The sequence below is a fragment of the Halorubrum sp. SD612 genome, assembly GCF_002135005.1.
The window spans coordinates 1-19,836 of sequence record NZ_NEWI01000052.1 but is presented as its reverse complement, the minus strand read 5'-3'; the positions used below and the strand labels follow the sequence as shown (position 1 = coordinate 19,836).

Annotated in this window: 21 protein-coding genes and 1 pseudogene; 15 read left to right on the top strand and 7 right to left on the bottom strand. The window is 70.3% G+C overall.

Going from position 1 to position 19,836, the window contains the following annotated elements; translation table 11 throughout:
• On the top strand, window positions 1-1,149 hold a 1,149-nt coding region (locus B9G38_RS07915; protein ID WP_086220027.1), incomplete at its 5' end, for a deoxyribodipyrimidine photo-lyase.
• Between the two features lie 383 nt (window positions 1,150-1,532).
• Here the strand turns inward: B9G38_RS07915 and mvaD are convergent.
• A complete protein-coding gene (mvaD, locus tag B9G38_RS07910; protein ID WP_086220026.1) occupies window positions 1,533-2,531 on the bottom strand; it encodes a phosphomevalonate decarboxylase MvaD in 999 nt (332 codons plus the stop codon).
• 105 nt (window positions 2,532-2,636) lie between these two features.
• Here mvaD and B9G38_RS07905 point away from each other — a divergent pair, with 105 nt between their 5' ends.
• Together B9G38_RS07905 and B9G38_RS07900 are read left to right on the top strand one after the other, a co-directional pair.
• Window positions 2,637-3,143, top strand: coding sequence for a hypothetical protein (locus tag B9G38_RS07905; RefSeq protein ID WP_086220025.1), 507 nt, complete (start codon window positions 2,637-2,639; stop codon window positions 3,141-3,143).
• Window positions 3,144-3,225: 82 nt separating this feature from the next.
• The gene (locus B9G38_RS07900; RefSeq protein WP_049929421.1) at window positions 3,226-3,561 is read left to right on the top strand and encodes a 2Fe-2S iron-sulfur cluster-binding protein; all 336 of its coding nucleotides are present in this window, start codon (window positions 3,226-3,228) and stop codon (window positions 3,559-3,561) included.
• Between the two features lie 21 nt (window positions 3,562-3,582).
• Here the strand turns inward: B9G38_RS07900 and B9G38_RS07895 are convergent, their stop codons facing one another.
• Window positions 3,583-3,900, bottom strand: a complete 318-nt coding sequence (locus tag B9G38_RS07895) for an ASCH domain-containing protein (protein ID WP_049929422.1) — start codon at window positions 3,898-3,900, stop codon at window positions 3,583-3,585.
• Between the two features lie 210 nt (window positions 3,901-4,110).
• On the opposite strand from B9G38_RS07895, the gene pyrB reads away from it, so the two are divergent.
• From pyrB to B9G38_RS07880, 3 genes are all read left to right on the top strand, one after another.
• A complete protein-coding gene (gene pyrB / locus B9G38_RS07890) occupies window positions 4,111-5,058 on the top strand; it encodes an aspartate carbamoyltransferase (RefSeq protein ID WP_086220024.1) in 948 nt (315 codons plus the stop codon).
• On the top strand, window positions 5,055-5,513 hold the full coding sequence (pyrI, locus tag B9G38_RS07885; RefSeq protein ID WP_049929424.1) for an aspartate carbamoyltransferase regulatory subunit: 459 nt from the start codon (window positions 5,055-5,057) through the stop codon (window positions 5,511-5,513). The genes pyrB and pyrI overlap by 4 nt, the downstream gene beginning before the upstream one ends.
• 395 nt (window positions 5,514-5,908) lie before the next feature.
• Window positions 5,909-6,769, top strand: a complete 861-nt coding sequence (locus B9G38_RS07880; protein WP_086220023.1) for a hypothetical protein — start codon at window positions 5,909-5,911, stop codon at window positions 6,767-6,769.
• Between the two features lie 195 nt (window positions 6,770-6,964).
• Here B9G38_RS07880 and B9G38_RS07875 read toward each other — a convergent pair whose 3' ends face one another.
• Window positions 6,965-8,617: an NADH-quinone oxidoreductase subunit D gene (locus B9G38_RS07875; protein WP_086220022.1), complete on the bottom strand. Its 1,653-nt coding sequence runs from the start codon at window positions 8,615-8,617 to the stop codon at window positions 6,965-6,967.
• Window positions 8,618-8,700: 83 nt separating this feature from the next.
• Between B9G38_RS07875 and B9G38_RS07870 the strand changes: the two genes are divergently transcribed.
• Window positions 8,701-9,369: a helix-turn-helix domain-containing protein gene (locus B9G38_RS07870; RefSeq protein WP_086220021.1), complete on the top strand. Its 669-nt coding sequence runs from the start codon at window positions 8,701-8,703 to the stop codon at window positions 9,367-9,369.
• Window positions 9,370-9,456: 87 nt separating this feature from the next.
• Here B9G38_RS07870 and B9G38_RS07865 read toward each other — a convergent pair whose 3' ends face one another.
• Entirely contained in the window at window positions 9,457-10,200 is a 744-nt protein-coding gene (locus tag B9G38_RS07865) for a ThuA domain-containing protein (RefSeq protein WP_086220020.1), read from the bottom strand.
• Between the two features lie 110 nt (window positions 10,201-10,310).
• Between B9G38_RS07865 and B9G38_RS07860 the strand changes: the two genes are divergently transcribed.
• On the top strand, window positions 10,311-10,526 hold the full coding sequence (locus tag B9G38_RS07860) for a hypothetical protein (protein ID WP_049929429.1): 216 nt from the start codon (window positions 10,311-10,313) through the stop codon (window positions 10,524-10,526).
• A 27-nt stretch (window positions 10,527-10,553) separates the two neighbouring features.
• Here the strand turns inward: B9G38_RS07860 and B9G38_RS07855 are convergent, their stop codons facing one another.
• Window positions 10,554-10,940 (bottom strand): thioredoxin, encoded by a 387-nt coding sequence (locus B9G38_RS07855; RefSeq protein WP_049929430.1) that lies wholly within the window; start codon window positions 10,938-10,940, stop codon window positions 10,554-10,556.
• 218 nt (window positions 10,941-11,158) lie between these two features.
• On the opposite strand from B9G38_RS07855, the gene B9G38_RS07850 reads away from it, so the two are divergent.
• From B9G38_RS07850 to B9G38_RS07825, 6 genes are all read left to right on the top strand, one after another.
• Window positions 11,159-12,076 (top strand): PLP-dependent cysteine synthase family protein, encoded by a 918-nt coding sequence (locus B9G38_RS07850; protein ID WP_086220019.1) that lies wholly within the window; start codon window positions 11,159-11,161, stop codon window positions 12,074-12,076.
• A gap of 55 nt (window positions 12,077-12,131) precedes the next feature.
• Window positions 12,132-12,539 carry a hypothetical protein gene (locus B9G38_RS07845; protein WP_086216715.1) on the top strand — a complete coding sequence of 136 codons (408 nt, stop codon included), beginning with the start codon at window positions 12,132-12,134 and terminating at the stop codon, window positions 12,537-12,539.
• A complete protein-coding gene (locus B9G38_RS07840; RefSeq protein ID WP_086220018.1) occupies window positions 12,539-13,111 on the top strand; it encodes an MOSC domain-containing protein in 573 nt (190 codons plus the stop codon). Before B9G38_RS07845 ends, B9G38_RS07840 begins: the two co-directional genes overlap by 1 nt.
• Before the next feature lie 103 nt (window positions 13,112-13,214).
• The gene (locus tag B9G38_RS07835) at window positions 13,215-14,327 is read left to right on the top strand and encodes a DUF3179 domain-containing protein (RefSeq protein ID WP_086220017.1); all 1,113 of its coding nucleotides are present in this window, start codon (window positions 13,215-13,217) and stop codon (window positions 14,325-14,327) included.
• Window positions 14,317-14,952: a hypothetical protein gene (locus B9G38_RS07830; protein ID WP_086220016.1), complete on the top strand. Its 636-nt coding sequence runs from the start codon at window positions 14,317-14,319 to the stop codon at window positions 14,950-14,952. The genes B9G38_RS07835 and B9G38_RS07830 overlap by 11 nt, the downstream gene beginning before the upstream one ends.
• An 81-nt stretch (window positions 14,953-15,033) precedes the next feature.
• Window positions 15,034-16,251, top strand: coding sequence for an MFS transporter (locus tag B9G38_RS07825; RefSeq protein ID WP_086220015.1), 1,218 nt, complete (start codon window positions 15,034-15,036; stop codon window positions 16,249-16,251).
• Window positions 16,252-16,299: 48 nt separating this feature from the next.
• Here B9G38_RS07825 and B9G38_RS07820 read toward each other — a convergent pair whose 3' ends face one another.
• Window positions 16,300-18,411 (bottom strand): peroxidase family protein, encoded by a 2,112-nt coding sequence (locus B9G38_RS07820; RefSeq protein WP_086220014.1) that lies wholly within the window; start codon window positions 18,409-18,411, stop codon window positions 16,300-16,302.
• A 180-nt stretch (window positions 18,412-18,591) separates the two neighbouring features.
• Here B9G38_RS07820 and B9G38_RS07815 point away from each other — a divergent pair, with 180 nt between their 5' ends.
• Window positions 18,592-19,377, top strand: a complete 786-nt coding sequence (locus B9G38_RS07815; RefSeq protein ID WP_049929439.1) for a PHP domain-containing protein — start codon at window positions 18,592-18,594, stop codon at window positions 19,375-19,377.
• A gap of 272 nt (window positions 19,378-19,649) precedes the next feature.
• Here the strand turns inward: B9G38_RS07815 and B9G38_RS07810 are convergent.
• A pseudogene (locus B9G38_RS07810) lies at window positions 19,650-19,836 on the bottom strand (IS701 family transposase); the annotation flags it as partial.

The following is a 19,836-nucleotide window of genomic DNA, read 5'->3' as shown; positions in this document are numbered from 1 at the left end:
GCGGTCCTCCACGACCCCGACGCGATCCGGACGAACGCCGGCGACCCCTACTCCGTGTACAGCTACTACTGGAAGAAGTGGACCGACCGCGCGAAGGGCGACCCGGCTCCGGCGCCCGCAGACGAGGGGCTCGCGGACGAGGCGACGCTGTCGGCCGCGGTCGACGCGCTCGGCGACGGGGCGGCCGCGGACGGCGGCGAGGCGACCGCGGAGGCCCCCGCCGAGGCCGTCGACGCCGCGGTCGGCCACCTCCCGACGCTCGACGACCTCGGGTTCGCGGAGCCGGACGCTGAGATCGGGTCGGCCGGGACCGAGGCCGCCCGCGAGCGCCTCGACGAGTTCCTCGACGAGGCGGTGTTCGCCTACGAGGCCGAGCGCGACTACCCGGCCCGGGAGGCGACCTCCCGGCTCTCGACGTTTTTGAAATACGGCGAGATCGGCGTTCGGGAGGCGTACGCGGCCACCGAAGAGGCGATGGCGGAGGCCGAGTCCGACGCGCGCCCCGAGGACGCCCCCGAGCAGGTGGAGGAGTTCCAACAGCAGCTGGCGTGGCGGGAGTTCTACACGCAGGTCCTCTTCCACAACCCCGAGGTCGTGACGGCGAACTACAAGGAGTACGAGGTGGGGATCGAGTGGCGCGACGACCCCGAGGAGATCGCGGCGTGGAAGCGGGGCGAGACGGGCTACCCCATCGTCGACGCCGGAATGCGCCAGCTCCGCGAGGAGGCGTTCATGCACAACCGCGTGCGGATGATCGTCGCCTCCTTCCTCACGAAGGACCTCCTCGCCGACTGGCGCCACGGCTACGACCACTTCCGAGAGAAGCTGGCGGACCACGACACCGCCAACGACAACGGCGGCTGGCAGTGGGCGGCCTCGACCGGCACCGACGCGCAGCCGTACTTCCGCATCTTCAACCCGATGACGCAGGGGGAGCGCTACGACCCCGACGCGGAGTATATAAAAGAACACGTGCCGGAGCTGCGGGGGCTCGACGCCGACCTGATCCACGAGTGGCACGAGCTGTCGCCCACGCAGCGCGCGAACGCCGCGCCGAAGTATCCCGCGCCGATCGTCGACCACTCCGAACGGCGGGAGGAAGCGTTAGCGATGTACAAGCGTGCGCGCGGCGAGGACCCGGACGAATAAGTAGAACTTGTTGAGAGTCACGTCGTCGTTCGGCTGACGATGTACGTCGTCGCTGCGACGACAAAGACCTCCAAAGCCTCGGGCGCTCACTTATAAGTAACCGCCTGTTGATCGATTTCGAACGCCTCCAAAGCCCCAGCCGCGACGGCTCGCGCGCCTTGCTGCGCGCCTCGCTCAGTCGCTATCGCTCCTTCGCTGCGGTGCTTACTGCTGCGTGCTTCGCCCTCGCGGCTGCCCCTTTGAGTCCCACCCCGCACCGCAACCGCACCTCACGCCTCCCCAGCCTCGTCGCTGGCGGCTGGCGCCGCCAGCGACTCCCTCGCACGTGCTCCTCACGCCCTGCGGGCGTTCGGAGGCACGCGCCACCGCACCGCGAGTTCTATTTAAAACAGCGCCTCGCTCTCGTCGAGGACGCGCGCCGGGCCGCCGACCTCCCAGACGTCGGTGTCGATGCCGATCTCCGCGATGCGGCTCTCCACCTCGTCGACGTGGTCGGCGAGGGTGTTCACGTACACCGAGGCGCCGGTGTCCGTCGAGAAGTAGACGGGGACGCCCGACTCCCGGAGCTCGCGGACCGCGTTGAACACCGCGATCGTCTCGGGCTGCCAGTACACCCACCCCGCGGGGCCAGTCATCGTCGTGGCCGTCAGGGACAGCGAGTCGTGCTCCGCCGTCTCGAAGATCCGGTCGAAGTCGCCCGTGCGGAGCGCGTCGGTCATCTCGACGAGCTGGTCCTGGACGTGCGCGGTCCGCGCCTGCATCATGTGGCTCGCGGCGGCCTCGCGGTGCGCCTCCTCGGTCTCTTTATAAGCGGGGACGTGCGCGGCGACGATCCGGAGGTCCTCCTCGGGGTCGAACCCGTCCTCGCTCACGCCGGTGTCGAGGCGGTAGGAGCGGCAGTCCTCGTCGTTGAGCCCGGCGTCGAGCCGCGAGTAGGCGCCGGTGACCGAGCGGGCCGCCGAGGAGGAGCCCCGGCGGGCGACCGTGGAGACCTCCGGGAGAGACATGTCGAGGCCCGCGGCCTCCACGAGGGCGAGTGCGGCGGCCGCGAAGCCTGACGAGGAGGAGCCGAAGCCGATGTTCGACGGGAAGGAGTTCTCGCTCTCCAGCCGGACCGCGGCGTCGACCCCGGCCAGGTCGCGGACGTGATCGACCACCATGTCGATGCGCTCGGCGGCGCGCCCGTCGACCGCCTCGCCGCCGATGACGTAGGCGTCCTCGCTCGCGTCGGGCTGCCACTCGACGGTCGTGGTCGTGGCGGTCGGGGCGGTACAGAGGCTGATGCTGTCGTGGTACGGGAGCCGCAGTTCCTCGTCGCGCATCCCGTGATACTTGACGAGCCCCTGGATCGGGTGGGCTCGCGCGGTGGCCTTGCCGGTCATACCTCGGGAAGCGTCCGGCGGGGGATTAGTCGTTGCGATAGGTGGGAGGCGGTGCGCGACCGTTGTCGGAACAAGATATTACTGAGATGCGACGCAGGGCCCGACATGGTCCGCCGCGACGCGCTCCTCCGCCGGCCGCGAGCGAAGCCGTACGCCCTCGCCGCCGTCACGGCGGGAGTGGTGTTCCTCGAAGCCGTGACTCGGTCCCGCCAGTACGCGATACGAGAGGGACAGCCGGTGACCGCCCGAACGCCGCTCGACCTCGTGGTCGACGTCGCCGGAACCTACCTCGTGGTGCCGGGGCTTCTGTTCGTCGCGTTCTACGCGCTTATCGCTCCCGGCTCGCGGATTCCACTGACCGGCCGGTCGCTACTCGCGCTCTTCGCGGGCGCGCTCATCGGCGAGCTCGCGGGACAGTACGTCGGAGTCGCTCCCCACTCGCTCAGGACCCTGCTGTGGTCGGGCACCTTCGCGGCCGACCCGCAGATCATGCGCCTGTGGGTCGACGTGTTCGGATCGATCGGTCGAGACTTCCTCGTCGCCGTCGGCGTGTTAGTCGTGGCGCGGACCGTTCGTGACAGGCGGAACGAGCGCTCGGACGCCGCCGCGTAGCGACCGAGCGCTCGCTTCCGTCCCCGCGCCGGCGACGGGATAGAGGGAACCCTTTTTGACCGGTCGGCGGGTACTCCGCGCCATGACAGAGTACACCGTCGAGTTCGTCGGCACCGACGAGACGATCGAGGTGGCCGACACGGAGACGATCCTCAGCGCCTGCTTCGAGGAGGGGATCGCTCAGGAGTACTCCTGCCGCGTCGGGATGTGTCTCGCCTGCTCCGCCGAGATCGTCGAGGGCGAGGTGACACAGCCCGCGGCTCGCGGCCTCTCCGACGAGGAAGCCGAGCGGTACGCGCTCACCTGTATGGCCCGCCCGCAGTCCGATCTGAAGCTCGACCGCGGGAAGTACCCGCCGAGCATCGAGGACGACGCGGCGACCGCGGCGGGAGACGGCGCAGCCGCGGACGACGACTGAGCCGTCCCGCCTTCTCCGGCCCTACTCGGCGCGCTCGAACCGGTGTCTGACCACGTCGGCGTCGTCGTCCCACTCGAAGTTCCCGCCGTGCGCGCGGACCATTCGCTCCTTGTACGCCGACAGCGACGGCGACCCCTCGCGCTTCGCGTCCTCGTCGGTCATGTCGCCGAGCGTGCGCTCGGTCACCTCGACCAGTTCGAAGGCGACGCCGTCGATCTCGAAGGTGTCGCCCTCTTCGCCGTATCGGTTCCCGCGGTGGAGCTGCGTCACCTCGCCGTCGAGGGCCGCCTGCTTCACGCGGTCGTTCGGGAGCAGGTCGGCCGGGTCGTTGTCTGCCATGCGATCCGCTTCGGTCCGCGGCGGCTTATGTACGGCGGCGAGGGGTCGGCACGGCGGCGAGTCTTCGACTCTGTCGCGCCGATCCCGGACCGGTTCGGGGCGCGTTGCGGATATCGAAACGGCGACCCGAGCGGGTACGCACGTCCGTGAACACCCGCGCTGCGCCCCGAGCCGAGGGATTCAAGATACTGCCGACACCCATCTCTGACGATGCGACAGGACCACCTCATCACCGCGACCCAGCTCTCGCGGGATGACATCGAGGCCGTACTCGACCGGGCCCGGGCGGTCGCCGACGACCCCGCCGCCTACGCGGACCGGCACGCCGGCCGCGTGCTCGCGCTCTGCTTCTTCGAGCCGAGCACGCGGACCCGGATGAGCTTCGACAGCGCGGCCAAGCGCCTCGGGATGAACACCATCGACATGGGCGACGTCGACTCCTCGTCCGTCTCGAAGGGGGAGTCGCTGTCCGACACCGTCCGCGTCATCGAGGGGTACGCGGACGCCCTCGTCCTCCGCCACCCCAGCGAGGGTGCCGCGACGCTCGCCGGGGAGCGCGTCGACGTACCGGTCGTCAACGCGGGCGACGGCGCCGGACAACACCCCTCCCAGACGCTCCTCGACCTCCACACGATCCGCGAGGACCACGGGCTCGACGACCTCACGATCGGGGTCATGGGCGACCTGAAGTACGGCCGGACGGTCCACTCGCTGGCGGCCGCGCTGACGGAGTTCGACGCCAACCAGCACTTCATCAGCCCCGAGTCGCTGCGGCTCCCGCGCTCCGTGCGCTTCGACCTCCACGAGACGGGCGCGCAGATCCGCGAACACGACGATCTCGAACCCGTCCTCGACGAGCTCGACGTGCTGTACGTCACCCGGATCCAGAAGGAACGGTTCCCGGACGAGAACGAGTACCACCGCGTCGCGGGCGAGTACCAGATCGATGCCGAGACGCTGGCGGACGCCCCCGACGACCTCACCGTGATGCATCCGCTCCCGCGCGTCGACGAGATCGCGCCCGACGTCGACGAGACCGACCACGCCCGCTACTTCGAGCAGGCGCACAACGGGATCCCGGTGCGGATGGCGCTGCTCGACACCCTGTTGGAGAACGCGAACCCGGATGGCGACAAGGAGACGGAGGTGGGTCGATGAGCGATCACGAGCTGCGCGTCTCGAAGATCCGCGACGGCACCGTTATCGACCACGTCGAGGGGGGCCAGGCGCTGAACGTCCTCGCAATCTTAGGCATCGACGGCTCCGAGGGGTTGGGCGTCTCCGTCGGGATGAACGTCCCCTCCGACCGGCTCGGCCGCAAGGACATCGTGAAGGTCGAGGACCGGGAGCTGTCGCAGTCGGAGGTCGACGTGCTCTCGCTCATCGCGCCCGAGGCGACGATCAACATCGTCCGCGACTTCGAGGTCGTCGAGAAGAACCGGGTCACCCGTCCCGACGGCGTCACCGGCGTGCTCTCCTGTCCGAACCGCAACTGTATCACCAACGCCGGCGAGCCGGTCGAGACACGGTTCGACGTGGTCGCCGACGGCGTGCGCTGCGACTACTGCGCGACGATCCTGCGGTCCGACATCGCCGATCACATCGACGTCTGAGGCGGCCGGCGCCGCGGGTCGCTCCGCTCGGGGCAGCCTGTTTTCGGTCCGTTCTACTCGGGGCGACCTGTCTTGTTCCGACCTATTCGGGGCGACCTGTTCTCGGTCCGGTAGGTTTTAGCGCCCACCGTTCCAACCGGCAAGTATGAGCAAGAAAGCCAAGCTCGTCCTCGTCCTGTCGCTCGTCGCGCTCGCGTACTTCCTGTTCGCCGGCGACAAACAGCCGGTCGAAGTGGAGTAACCGCGAGGCGCCGCGCTCGCGCCCTCCGCTCGACGCCGCGCTCGTCACACCACTCGCCGCACGGCACGCCGAATTAGACTCCGCGTCGACTCGCCTCCCCGGTCGACCACCCCAATACCGTCCGTTTTTACCGACCAGTCACGTATACGACTCCATGTACGGGGTCGTCACGCGCAACGCCGACGAGGTCGCGATGGAGCCGTTCGACCTCGGCTTCTACGAGGTGAAAGACGTCACGGGGCGGGCGGCCGAGCCCCTGCCGGACGCCGTGAACATGGTGTCGTGTTTCGGCGACAACGCGGCCGCGAGCGAGGACGACGACCTCGTCCCGGTCGACGAGCGCGGCGAGCCGGCGACCCGCGACCGCGACTACTTCGACTGGGCGTACATCTGCCCGACACACCCGGAGTACCGCGAGGGACTCTTGGAGATCATCGCGGACTGCGCCGCCGAGAACGAGGACGTGCGCCTCGACGACGTGGGGTTCCCCCGCGAGGGGTTCTGTCACTGCGACCGCTGCGAGCGCCTGTTCGCCGAGAGCGACCGCGAGGAGTTCGCCGACTGGCGCGCGGACGTGATAACCGACTTCGTCGCCGAAGCGGCCGATCTGGTCCCCGGCCGACTCCTGCTGACGCTGTACCCCGACCCGTACCCCAACCACCTCTACGAGCGGGCCGGCCTCGACGTCGACCGCCTCGCCGCCCACGTCGACGAGTTCGTCGTCCCGCTGTACGACACCGAGTACGCGACGACCTACTGGCTGGAGACCATCGCGCGGGGGTTCCGCTCGATGCTCGGCGGCGACTACTCCCTCCACGGCGCGCCGCCGGAGACGCCGTTCTCGCTGGAACTGTACGCGGTCGAGGTCGACGTCGACGACCTGATCCACGCGACCGAGGTCGCCGAGACGTACGCGAAGGACGTGTTCTTCGGCTACGACGCGAACAACGCGGCCGCCGCGGTCCGCCGGAAGGACGCCGACTCGCGCGACGGCGAGGTCCACCGGCCGGAGTGACCGGGCGCGTCGGCCGTCCGCCCGCGACTCCGTGGACGAGGGTTTAAATACGCCCGCGGTCGACTACTACTTGACCGGCCGCCGGCGCGCGACACAACCGGTCGTCTCGCGTTCGCGCGAGGCGGTCGCCTTTCAACGTCCGCGCCGTAGCGGCGGTCGTCCTACACCGATGAGCCGCCGGCTCGCCGCGCCGCCTCAGCGGTCGACTTCTCCCATGATCGTGTCGAGACTGCCGAGCGCGGCGATCAGGTCCGGTATCGACTCCCCCTCGGCCATCTCCGGCAGCGTCTGGAGGTTCGAGAACGAGGGCCCGCGGATCTTGAACCGGGCGGGCTTGTCGGTGCCGTCGGCGCGGATGTAGATACCGAGTTCGCCCTTGGCGCCCTCGACGGCGCGGTAGATCTCCGTGTCGTCGTCCGGCCGGATCGTCCGCGGGACGTTCGCCTGAAGGGTCCGCTCGTCCTCGGGCCAGTCTTCGAGCAGGTCGACGCACTGCTCGATGATCTTCGCGGACTCCTCGACTTCGCCCATCCGGACGAGCAGGCGACTGTAGTTGTCGCAGCCGTCTTCGGTCACCACATCCCAGTCGAGCTCGTCGTAGTAGCCGTACGGGTCGTCGCGGCGGAGGTCGTAGTCAACCCCCGAGCCGCGGACGACGGGGCCGGTCGCGCCGTAGCTCTTCGCGACCTCCGGCGGGAGGGTTCCCGTGTCCACTGTGCGGAGCTGGAGGATCTCGTTCCGGGTCAGAAGGTCGTGGTACTCCTCGATGCGGCGCGGGAGGCCGTCGAGGTACTCGCGGACGCTCCGCAGGAACTCCTCACGGGGTTCGGGGAGGTCCCACGCGACGCCGCCGAGCCGGAAGTAGTTGAACATCAGCCGCTGGCCCGTCAGGTCCTCGACGATGTCCTGAACGCGCTCGCGCTCCTGTATGGCGTACATGAACGTCGCCGTGAAGTCGCCGATCACGTTGAGCGCGTACGCGCCCATCGCCAGCATGTGCGAGAGGATCCGGCTGAACTCCGCGGCCATGGTGCGGACGACGTGCGCGTACTCTGGCACCTCGATGTCGGCGAGGTCCTCGGCGACCCGGGCGTACGCCCACTCGTTGAGCAGCCCCGCGCCGCCCCAGTCCCAGCGGTCGGGGTACGGCATGATCTGGTGACGGTACGTCCCGGACTGCGCCATCTGCTCCTCGCAGCGGTGGATGTAGCCGATGTCGGGCTCCACGCCGACGACCGTTTCGCCGTCGAGGGTGACCTGGAGGTGTAAGACGCCGTGGGTCGCGGGGTGGTGCGGCCCGATGTTGAGCAGCATGGTGTCGCTGCCGGTCGCGGTCGGCGACCCGGGTTCGATCGGCTCGTTCTCGGAGAGGGCGGCGATCTGCGGCTGATCCTTATCGTAGTCCATCGACAGGGGGTGCCCCTGCCACGTCTCGGGGAGCAGGATCCGGCGGAGGTCCGGGTGGTCGTCGTACTCGATCCCGACGAGGTCGTACGCCTCGCGCTCGTGCCAGTCCGCGGTGCGGAACACGGACGCGGCGGACTCCGAAACCGGGTCCTCCTTGTCGGTGGGAACCACGACGCTGAGCTCTCGGGTCGGGTCGTCGTAGGAGCGCAGGTGGTAGATCGACTCGTACCGGTTCTCGTACTCCTGTGCCGTGACGCAGGCGAGGTGGTCGTACCCCGCCTCGTCTCGCAGCGTGGAGAGCGCCTCCTGAACCGCGTCGGGTCGGACCCTCGCCACGGGGGCGTTCAGGTAGCTCTCACGCCCCGTGATCAGCCCGCGGACGGACGAAAACGCGTCCGCCGTCTCCTCGTCGTCGCGCTCGCGCAGCAGCTCTGTCGACATACCGGAAGAGACGCGAGCGCACGACCCGAGGCTTCTGCCGGCTCAGTACGGATATTTATAAACCCCCGTCGTCATTGTCCGCCGTGAAGTACCTGCGCCTCGAACTCCGGTACCCGCCGGAACTCATGCATCCGATGCACCGACTGGTCGACGAGTCGGACGCCATCGGTCGGGACGTGCTCCTTCACGGCAGCCTCTTCGACGAGACCGCCGACACCTTCCTGTTCTACGTGGAAGGGGACATCGACGTGTACGTCGACGCGCTGCGGTCAGTCGACCGCATCCGGGAGTTCGAGGTCACCCGGATCGACGGGACGGGCTACTACGTCTTCCTCACGCAACGGCGCGACGCCGTCGACGACGCGATGTTCGGGTCGCTCCGGCGGACCGGCATCGTCGTGGTCCCGCCGATCGACTTCCGTCCGAGCGGCGTCGCGAGGCTGACGATCCTCGGGGATCACGAGCCGCTCCGGGAGGGCCTCGCCGCGCTCCCGGAGCGGATCGAAAGCGAGGTCCTCCGCATCGGCGAGTACGACTGGCGCCAGCACCTCTTCGACCCGGGACTGACCGACTGGCAGTTCGACGCGGTCGCGGCCGCCGTCGAGTGCGGCTACTACGAGTCCCCGCGCGCGGCGTCCGTCTCGGATGTCGCCGAGCGGATCGGCGCCTCGCCGAGCACCGCGTCCGAACACCTCAGGAAAGCCGAATCGGCCATGATGAACGCGTTCATGCGACTGCGCGACGTGGCCTGACAGCGGGTGGCTGACGGCGTTCTCGCCCGACGATGCGCCAGGCCGACGACGCGTCCGTCCGACGACGCGCCCGTTCGACGATTCTCCTCAGTGAACGGTCCGGTCGTCGCTCGTGTCGATCTCTTCTCTCGGGTCCGCGTTGCCGAACTCGGGCGTCGGCCCGTCGCCAGGCTCCGCCCAGCCGACCGCGTTCCGGAGCACCCGTCGGACGTCCTCGTCGTAGTAGATCGGGTACGTCTCGTGACCGGGCCGGAAGTAGAACACCCGCCCGTTCCCGCGGCGGTAACAGCAGCCGGAGCGGAACGTCTCGCCGCCCTCGAACCAAGAGGTGAAGACGAGCGTGTCCGGCGCCGGCACGTCGAACCGCTCGCCGTACATCTCCGTCTCGTCGAGTTCGATCGCCTCGCCGATCCCGTCCGCGATCGGGTGGCTCGGCTCGATCGCCCAGAGCCGTTCGCGCTCGGCGGCCTCACGCCACTTCAGCGAGCAGCTGGTCCCCATCAGCCGCCTGAATATCTTCGAGTAGTGGGCGGAGTGGAGGACGAGGAGGCCCATCCCGTCGAGGACGCGCTCGTGGACGCGGTCGACGACCGCGTCGCGCACCTCGTCGTGAGCGGCGTGGCCCCACCAGACGAGCACGTCGGTGTCGTCCAAGACCGCCTCAGTGAGCCCGTGCTCCGGTCCCTCATCGAGGGTCGCGGTGCGGACCTCGTGGCCCCCCTCGCGGAGCGCGTCGGCGACGACGGCGTGGATGCCGTCGGGGTACACCTCGGCGACGGAGTCGCTCTCGCGCTCGTGGCGGTACTCGTTCCAGACCGTGACGCGTGCCATGCTCGGGGTCGACGCCGCACCGACTTGAGCGGTCGGCCTCGCCCTGGCGCGCGGACTCGGCGATAGGCGCCCACCCGAAGGTACTTGTTCCGCGCGCGAGACCACGGAATATGGCTGGTCCCCGACAGTTGTACCGCCGGGCCGACGACTGGGCGCGCGGCCTCTCGCGGCTGCGCTACGCCCTCTTCACCGGCGCCGTGGTGACGGCGTCGGTGCTCGCGGTCGGCGTCGCTCTCGGCGCGTCGACGACGGTTCAGGCGGTCACGATGGGCGTCGTGATGGCCGCGCTCTACTACGCCGGCGACGTGAACGCGGAAGACGGCTGAGTCCGTGTCGCGGCCCCGAACGTCGACTCAGGCCGTCGCTTCGACGTCCGCGAGCCGGTCCGCGAGGTACTCAGCGATGGAGACGGCCTCCTCCTCGACGAACCGCGCGACCTCCTCGCCCTCGGGCGACTCGACGACGACGGTGGGGATAAGCCCGATCTCGTACGCCTCGACGAGTTCGCCCTCCTTCCCGTCCGGGCCCTTCGTCACCGGGAACGACTCGATGCGGTCGTCCGGGACGCCGGCGGCGGCGAGCGCGGCACCGAACTCGGGGAGCTGTCGCTGGCAGTCGATACACCAGTCGCCGCCCCACACTTTGAACACGTAGTCGTCCGCCGCGAGCGCGTCGAGAACCGAGTCGTCGAACGCGTCCGCGTCGAGGTCGTCCGCGGGCGCGAGCGTTTCGAGAGTCATTGGGATCGATAGATCACGGAGGCACGTAAACGGCGCGTCGGTGGCAAGAGCACATTCGCTTCGGGTCCGTCGACGACACCTCGTCGAGTTCGCAGACACACCTGATTTCTGTCCTCGGCTACAGACCGACTGCTGACACCCCCGAAGCCCCAGCCGCGGGCGACATCGATTGCCGGAGTCCGCGGGGCCTTTGGGTCACGACCGCCTCGGTTCGGGTAATGGACGACGACATCCTGTCGACGCTCGGCTCGCCGCTGGTGCGGGTCGACGCGCCCGCGGGGACGACGGTCGCGGCGAAGGTCGAGTCCCGCAACCCGGGCGGCTCGGCGAAGGACCGCCCCGCGCTGTACATGGTCGAGGCCGCCGAGGAGGCGGGCGAGATCGAGCGGGGCGACCGCATCGTCGAGCCCACGTCGGGCAACACCGGCATCGGGCTGGCGATGGTCGGCGCGGCGCGCGACTACGACGTCACCCTCGTGATGCCCGAAGGGAAATCGATCGAGCGCCGCCGACTCATGCGGGCGTACGGCGCCACCGTCGAGCTCGTCGACGGCGACATCTCCGACGCGAAGGACCGCGCCGACGAGCTGGAGGCGGAGCCGAACACCGTCCAGCTCCGCCAGTTCGAGAACTCCGCCAACCCCCGCGCGCACTACGAGACGACCGGCCCGGAGATACTCGATCAGGTGGGCGACCGCACCGTCGACGCCCTGGTCGCCGGGGTCGGCACCGGCGGGACGATCACCGGGATCGGCCGCCGTCTCCGAGAGGCGTTCCCGGACGTCCGGATCGACGCCGTCGAGCCCGCGGACAACGCCGTCCTCTCGGGCGAGGAGCCGAGCGCCGACGACTTCCAGGGGATGGGGCCGGGTTTCGTCTCGCCGAACCTCGAGGTGGACCTGATCGACGAGGTCCACACGGTCGAACTCGGCGACGCCGAGACCGAGTGCCGCAGGCTCGCTCGCGAGGAGGGGATCCTCGTCGGCCAGTCGTCGGGCGCGTCGAACCTCGCGGCGAAGGTCGTCGCGGCCGAACTGCGCGAGAGCGGCGCGTTCGTCGGCGAGGAACCCCTCGTCGTCACCGTCTTCTGGGACGGCGGCGAGCGGTACTTGACGGCGGGGACCTTCGGCGAGTGACCGCGCCGCGGCGGTCGACCCCGGTGTTGATTAGCGTTCGGCGCCCAGATCGGGCGTGAACACGCGCGCCGAATCGGAGACGGAGCCGCCCGACCGCGACCCGGCCGACGGCGGTCCGACGGGGGGCTCGGACCGCCGCTTCGACGGACCGTGGCTCGCCGCGATAGCGGCGACCGTCGGAGCGTGGACGGTCCTGTACGCGGTCGACTGGGCGCTGCTGACGCCTGCGACCCCGGTTGGACCGGCCGTCGCCTTCGCGCACAGCTACCTGCTCGCGCCGCTGGCGACCGCAACGATCCTGCTCGACGCGCTCTCGCTCGCCGAGCGACGCGTCGCCGACCTGGGCGTCTTCAAGTGGATCTACGCGCTGGCCGCGCTCCCCGCGCCTCCGGTCGCCGCGCTCTACTACGCGCACCGCGAATGGCTGAAGCCGGACGACACGACGCTTCTCGGGGAGCCCTGATGCCGGCCGATCGGCGACCCGAATCGAACGATGCGGACGCGGGCCCCGGCGCGGTCACTGCGCTCGTGACGGCCCCCGAGGGCGGCGCCCCGCCGGTCCGTCGCGAGGCGGTCGAGGTCCGTCCCGACGGCGTGGAGGGGGACCGCTACCGCCGCGGCGACGGCCACTTCCAACTCGACGGCTGCGCGGTCACGCTCGTCGCCGGGGAGGCGCTGACCGCGGTCCGTGAGGCGACCGGCATCGACGTGCGCGACGGCCGTCACCGTCGCAACGTGGTCGTCGAGGGGTTCGGCGCGGAGATGGACTCGCTCCTCGGCGCGACCGTCGCGGTCGGCGACGCGCGCCTCCGGCCGACCCGACGCCGACCCCCGTGCGCACGCGTCGAGGAACTCGCCGGCGAAGACGGGCTGGCGTCGGCGCTCCGGAACCGCGGCGGCCTCTGCTGTGACGTGGTCGAACCGGGGTCCGTCGCCGTCGGCGATCCGGTGACGGTGCGGGAGGCCGACCCGCGGACCGCCGGCGCGGCGATCGCCGACCGGTTGCGGGAGCGATCGTCGAGCGGTCACGAGTAGCGACCCCGCCTCGTCGGGCATCGGACTGCCGCCGGAGATCGGCTGTGCGTGTGAATTACACCCGCGCTGCGGATTTTATACGCTCGAAGCCGGAGACGACGACATGTACCGAACCCGTCGCGCGGCGCTGGCCGGGATCGCGGCGGTCGGCGGGGCGTCCCTCACCGGCTGCCTCGGGGGCCGAGCGACGGACTCCGTCACCGGAGGCGCTGAGGACACGGGTGCCGGAGCTCCCCCGCCGACCGTCGACGCCGGCTATCACCTCGCGTACGAGGCCGACACCCTCGTCTCCGAGTCGCTCGACGGCGGCGTCGGCAAGGACGGGATCCCTTCCGTCGACGACCCCGCGTTTCGGCCGATCGCGGAGGCGGATATGGCTGGCAACGAGCCGGTGTTCGGCGTCGTCCGCGGCGGCGAGGCGAAGGCGTATCCACGTCGCATCCTCTCGCACCACGAGATCGTCAACGACGAGGTCGGCGGCGAGTCGGTCGCGATCACCTACTGCCCGCTCACCGGGACGGCACAGGGGTTCCGTCGCGGCGACACGACGTTCGGCGTGTCGGGCCGGCTCGTGAACTCGAACCTGATCATGTACGACCGCGCCACCGACAGCTGGTGGCCGCAGATGCTCGCCACCGGGGTCGACGGGTCGATGGCCGACGAGACCCTCGACGAGTTCCGCGTCGTGTGGACGACCGCCGGCGAGTGGGCGACGCGACATCCCGACGCTTCCCTCATGACCGAGGAGACCGGCTACGTCCGCCGCTACGACAGCGACCCGTACGGGAGCTACGCGCCGCTGAGCGGGTACTACGTGCGGGACGGGACCAGGTTCCCGCCGCTCGCGTCCCCCGAGGACGGCCACGCGAAGTCCGTCGTCATCGGGGCGCGGACCGCGACGGGCGCGGTCGCCTTCGACAAGACCACGCTGCTCTCGGAGCGAGTGCTGACCGGGACCGTCGGCGAGGGCGGCCCTGCCGTCATCGCCGTCGCCGACCCTGCCCTTTCGACGGGGTACGTCTACCGGAACCCCGACGAGGTCGCGGTCGAACCGGACGGCGACGAGTACCGAGTCGACGGTGAGGGCGGGTTCGAGGCCGCGGACCTGCCGCTCGAACGGCTCCTCGCGTTCGACGCGATGTGGTTCGCCTGGTACGGCTTCTACCCGGACACCGCGTTCGTCGGGGAGCACACGCGAGCGGGCTATGGAGAGTGAGACCGCCGCGCCGGCCGCGTCGCCGCGCGCGTGGCTCGCCGGACTCGTCCGCCGGACGGTGTTCGCCGTCCGCGCCGCCCTCGGTCGGCGCGACGGCCGGGCGACCGCGGGTGCCGTCACCGGCGCCTATCTCGTTGCCTACCACCTCGGACTCGGCCACCTCGGTCTGCGCGCCGGCGCGGTCGAGTCGGCCGGGACGCCGCGGTTCGACCTCGTCGTCGCCGCCGACCCGGTCGCGCTCGCGACCCGGCGCGTCGCGCCGTTCCAGTACGAGCCCGTGGCGCTGCTCTCCGCGGGACCGGTCGAGTACCTCTTCGCTCCCGTCAACGCCGCCCTCGGGCTCGCGCTCGCGGTGCTCGTCGGCGTCACGCTCGCCGTCTCGGTCGTTGCGTGGCGCGGCCCCTCGGCCTGTCGGATCGGCGCCGGCGCGGGGGCCGCCGCGGGCCTTCCGGGGATCCTCTCCGGCGTCGCCTGCTGCGGCCCCGCGTTCCTGGCGGTGATCGGCCTTCAGGCCTCGGCGGGACTGCTCGCCGCGTTCCGGTGGTTCATGCCGGCGTCCGTGGCCGGGCTCCTCCTCACGCTCCTGTGGGTCGGGAGCCGGGTCGACCCGGGGGCCGTGGGCTGACCTCGCCCGACCGGCTCACGGCCTGCTGGAACCGAAAGTGTTGACGGCCGACCGCCCCGATGAGTCGCCCGTGACTGTCGGATGAACTGGCGGTACCGCCACACGGTGTTGACGCTGTGTATGCTGGCGTTCTTCGTGACGTACTTCGCGCGGCTGGCGATCAGTCCAGTCGTCCCCCTCATCATCGACGACTTCGGTGTCTCGAACACGGCGGTCGGGGTGGCGCTCTCGGGGATGTGGTTCGCCTACGGCCTCTCGCAGTTCCCGAGCGGGATCCTCGCAGACCGGTTCGGCGAGCGTCGGGTGATCCTCGTCGCCGTCGGCGGCACGACCGCGATGAGCCTCGCGCTCGCCGTCGTACCGGTCTTCCCCGCGTTCGTGCTGGCGGCGGTGCTCCTCGGGCTCGTGGCGGGGCTCCACTACGCGGTGGCGACCACGCTGCTCTCGCGGACGTTCGACGACCTCGGCACCGCGGTCGGGATCCACTCGCTCGGCGGCCCGCTCGCCGGGCTCGTGGCGCCGGTCGCCGCGACGTGGGTCGGCGTCCGCTACGGCTGGCGGCCCGGGGTCGCGCTGGCCGCGGTCGTCGGGGTTCCCATCTTCCTCCTGTTCGCGCGGCGGGTCCGGCCGACCGAGCCGCGGCGCCCCGACCAGCCGATGGCGGAGCGGCTCCAGGTCGGCCCGCTGCTCGAACTGGTCGGGCGCCGTGAGGTGCTCGTCCCGCTCGTCGTCGCCACGCTCGGCACGTACGTCGCGCAGGGCGTCATCTCTTTCCTGCCGACGTTCCTCGTGGAGCTTCGCGGCTACTCGCCCGCGTTCGCCGGCGGCGTCTTCTCGGCGTTCTTCGTCGTCCGCGCCGGCGCGCAGGTCGGGCTCGGCCGGCTCTCCGACCGGCTGGGCCGCGACGCGAGCATCGCCGCGGCCCTCCTCAGCGGCGCGCTCGGCCTCGGAGGGCTGGTGGCGCTCCCCGACCTCGTCCGGCTGCCGGTCCCGGTCGGGCTGCCGGCGCTGCCGACGGTCGGCGGGCTCGGGATCGTCGTGCTGCTCGCCGGGCTCGGGTCGAGCTTCTTCTCCGCCATCGACCCGCGATTCATGGACGCCCTCGGCGACGCGGAACGAGGCGCCGGGTTCGGCCTGATACGGACCGTCTACACGGTGATCGGCTCGGCCGGCTCGGTCGGCGTCGGGCTCGTCGCGGACCTGTTCGGCTGGGGCGCGTCGTTCGCCGTCATCGCCGGCATGTCGGGGGTCGCGTTCCTCGTCATCTCCGCGAACGCGCTCGTCGGCGAGCGGCGGTGAGGGATGGCGCCTCGCCGACGTACTGCCCGTTAGCCGACGTACGGCCGCCTAACCGACGTACCGCCGCCTCGTCGTGCGCTCGCCGTCGGGGGCGTACACGGTGACGACCTCGCCCTCGTCGTCGAGCGCGGGCGCGTCGCGGCCGAGGTAGTGGTCGGTCGCCGTGTCCGCGCCGGCGCCGACGTGAACCGTCAGGGTCTCGTCGGGCCCGAGCGTCGCGTCCGGGAGGTCGTCGCGCTGGCCGTCGAGGTCGATGACGTACCCGGTCAGGTCGATCGGCCCCGCCGCGGCGTTCCGCAGGGTCACCGACTCGTCGAGCGCGTCGCCGGTCACGTCGCCGGCGTCACCGTTAGCTCCCGCATCGCCGCCGCTCCCCTGGCCCGCGTCGACGGCCTCGATCACCAGTCCGTCGGGGTTCGCCTCGGCCGCGAACGCCGTGATGTCCGCCAGCGTGTACCCGTCGGTCGCCGTCGGCTGCGGGAGGCTCGGCTCCCAGCCGTCGGGCGCGGCGCTGGGGTAGGCGGTCTCGTCAGCCTCGATCAGCCCGATCAGCGTCTCGGCGACGATCCGACTGCCGACCGCGCCGAGTCGCTCGCCGTCCTGCTGGTAGTCCGCCTCGGCGAGCACGTAGTACCAGAGCGGCGAGTCGGGGTCTGCGCCGCGACCGTGCGCCCGCAGCGCCTCCATGATCGCCGATTCGTCGCCGAACGCCTCGTTGCGGATCGGATCGTACCCCATCCGCGCGGCGACGTCCTGTCCGGAGGCCAGGCCGAGCGCCTTCCCGCGCCGGAGGTTCCGGACGGCGAGCGAGGAGTCCCCGGCGATCGGGAGGTTGAACAGCGTCGGCGCGAGGAGGGGCTCGATCTTCCGCGAGGGCTGGTAGTCGCCGTCGCCGGTGTCGAGCAGCTGCGACCAGTCGACGACGAGGTCGCTCGGGACCGGTCGGCCGCCGCGGAGGTTCCGCCCGTCCCCGGGGCCGGTCGGGAACAGCGGCACCTCGCCGACCTCGTCGTTGACGTCGAACGCGTGTCGGATCATGCTGTGGCCGAAGCGGTACGCGGCGCCTCCGAACTCGACCGGGATCGCCGGCGTGCGCCCCGGCGGCACGAAGTGTTGTCGGCCCCGCTCCTCGATGTCGGCCAGGACGTAGCGGTCGCAGATCCGGGGGAGGAAGTCGCGTCGCACGACCCACTGGTAGTGCCACCTGACGAGTCGCTGCGCGGCTTCGAGGACGGACTCGCCGTCCTCGACGAGCGACGATCCGGGACCGCGGAGGTGGTCGACGACGCGGTTGTGGAAGTTCACGAAGGCGAGCTCGAGCTGCGAGACGACGACGTTCTCGTCGTTCCGCGGGTCGCCGATCAGCGCGATCCCCTGCTCGTTCCGCTGGAGGTCCGTCCCCGGGAGCCCCGAGAGCCCGCCGCCGTCCTCGGCGTCCGGCGCGGCCGCGTCGCCGGTGAGAAGCTTTCGCTCGTCCGTCTCGTGGTCGTAGAGGAACGGCGCCGCCTCCGCGTTCGTCCGGTACAGCGAGTCGAGGTCGAGCGCCGGCGTCCGGAAGTTCCGCAGCGCGGCCGGGTCGTTGCGCCGGTCGATGTCGGAGGTCGGGTCGAACGTGAGGTCGTGGTCGACGAACTGACCGAAGATGCCGTAGCCGGCCGGCGTCTCGGCGTCCCCGACCGGGTCGTCGGGCGACTCCATCATCGGCGCCCCCGCCTCGCCGTCGGCGCCGCCGAGCGTCCGGAGTAACTCCTCGTCGCGGTCGTACGGGTCCAGCTCGGGGAACTGCGTGTGGAACCGGTGGTTCCGGACCGGGCCCGCGGCCGTACACGCGGCCTCGTTCATCCCGCGGTGGTCGCTCCCGCCGTGGAGGGCGACGCTGCGCGCGTTCACCGAGAGGTGGAGCGCCGCCTCGCTCCCGTCCGGTCGCCGCCGCCGTCGGACCGGCTCCTCGGTCCCGCCCCGCGCGGGGTTCCGCACGGTGAACGAGACCTTGTCGAGGTCGGCGCCGCCGTCCGCTTCGAGGACGAAGTTCCCGTCGTCCCCGGTCATCCAGTGGCCGATGCGGTCGCCGTCCCCCCGTTCGCCGATGACTATCCGCCCCGCCAGCGGCCGGGAATCGCCGTCGACGACGCGACATGTTATCTTGTCAGTAGCACCCATGGGTTGATGTAACACACATAAGTATCAAAAAATTATCTAAATGAACTTTCAACTCGTTTCCCGGATTATATTGCTGGCTTCGCTCCCGTCGGTCGGGCGACGCGCGCTTGACGGGCCTCCGCACGCCAGCCGTTCGCACGCGACCCGAACATTCGAGTCCGCCCGAGACGAACTGCCGTCGTGTACGACTACCACGCCCACACGAACTACTCGGACGGGGCGTTCCTCCGGTGGATGGTCGAGGCCGCCGCGGACGCCGGGCTCGACGGGATCGGGCTCGCAGACCACTGTAACGTCTCGCCGGCGCCGAACGCGCGGGAGCACAAGCGCGCGTTCGGGTTCAACCTCGACCTGACCTACGAGCGGCGCCGCGACGCGATCGAGTCGGTCCGCGACGACGTCGACGTCGACGTGTTCGACGCGGCGGAGATGGACTACGACCCCGAACACGCGGACGCGATCGCCGAGTTCCTCGACGAGGCGGACTTCGATTACGCCGTCGGCAGCGTCCACGACCTCGACGGCGTCAACGTCCACACGCGCTCGCACTTCGCCGACAAGCCCGAGGCGGAGCGCCGCGAACTCGTCGACCGGTACTTCGAGAAGCTGGTCGCCCTGGTCGAGTCGGAGCTGTTCGCGATCGCCGCGCACCCGGACTTGGTCGAGCGCAACCCCCACCTCCGCGGGTTCGCGACCGAGGACCACTACGCCGCGGTCGCCGAGGCGTTCCGCGACTCGCGGACCGTCCCGGAGATCAACGCCGGGCGGCTGCTCGACGGCTACGGCGAGTTCCACCCGGCCCCCGCCTTCCTCGACCGCCTCGTCGACGCCGGCGTCGACGTGAGCGTCGGGACCGACAGCCACGAGCCCGACGTGATCGATCCCCGGGTACAAGAGATCGAGACGGAACTCGACCGTCGCGGGCTGGAGCCGGTCCCCCTCGACCGGATCGTCGCGGACGCCTGACGCGGTCGCTCACGCCCTCGAGAGAGCGACCTTCGAAAACGCAGCTATTTCCTCGTTTGATTTCGGCTTACGCCTCGTCAAACAGCGCAGCGCTTCGCGCTGCTGGCTCGCCCCGGCTTACGCCGGATCGGACGACGGGAATCGGAGATTCGCTCGCCCGACGAAGCTACGCTTCGTCGAACACCGATAGGCTCGCTCCGCTCTCCTATCGAGTTCGACTTCGGCTTACGCTTCGTCGAACACCGATAGGCTCGCTCCGCTCTCCTATCGACTCAGCTTTGAACGTTAGTGTCGGCTGTTGAGTGAACGAAGAGGTGATCAATCTCTTCCATCAGGTCGTCGACGCTACGATCATCGTTGTCTCGAACCCACGAGAGAAGGTTGTAAACGGCTTCTTTCAGCGAGTGTTCGAGGTTCGCTCGAAGCGATGACGCTTTCGAGCGAACCGTCCCCAAGGCG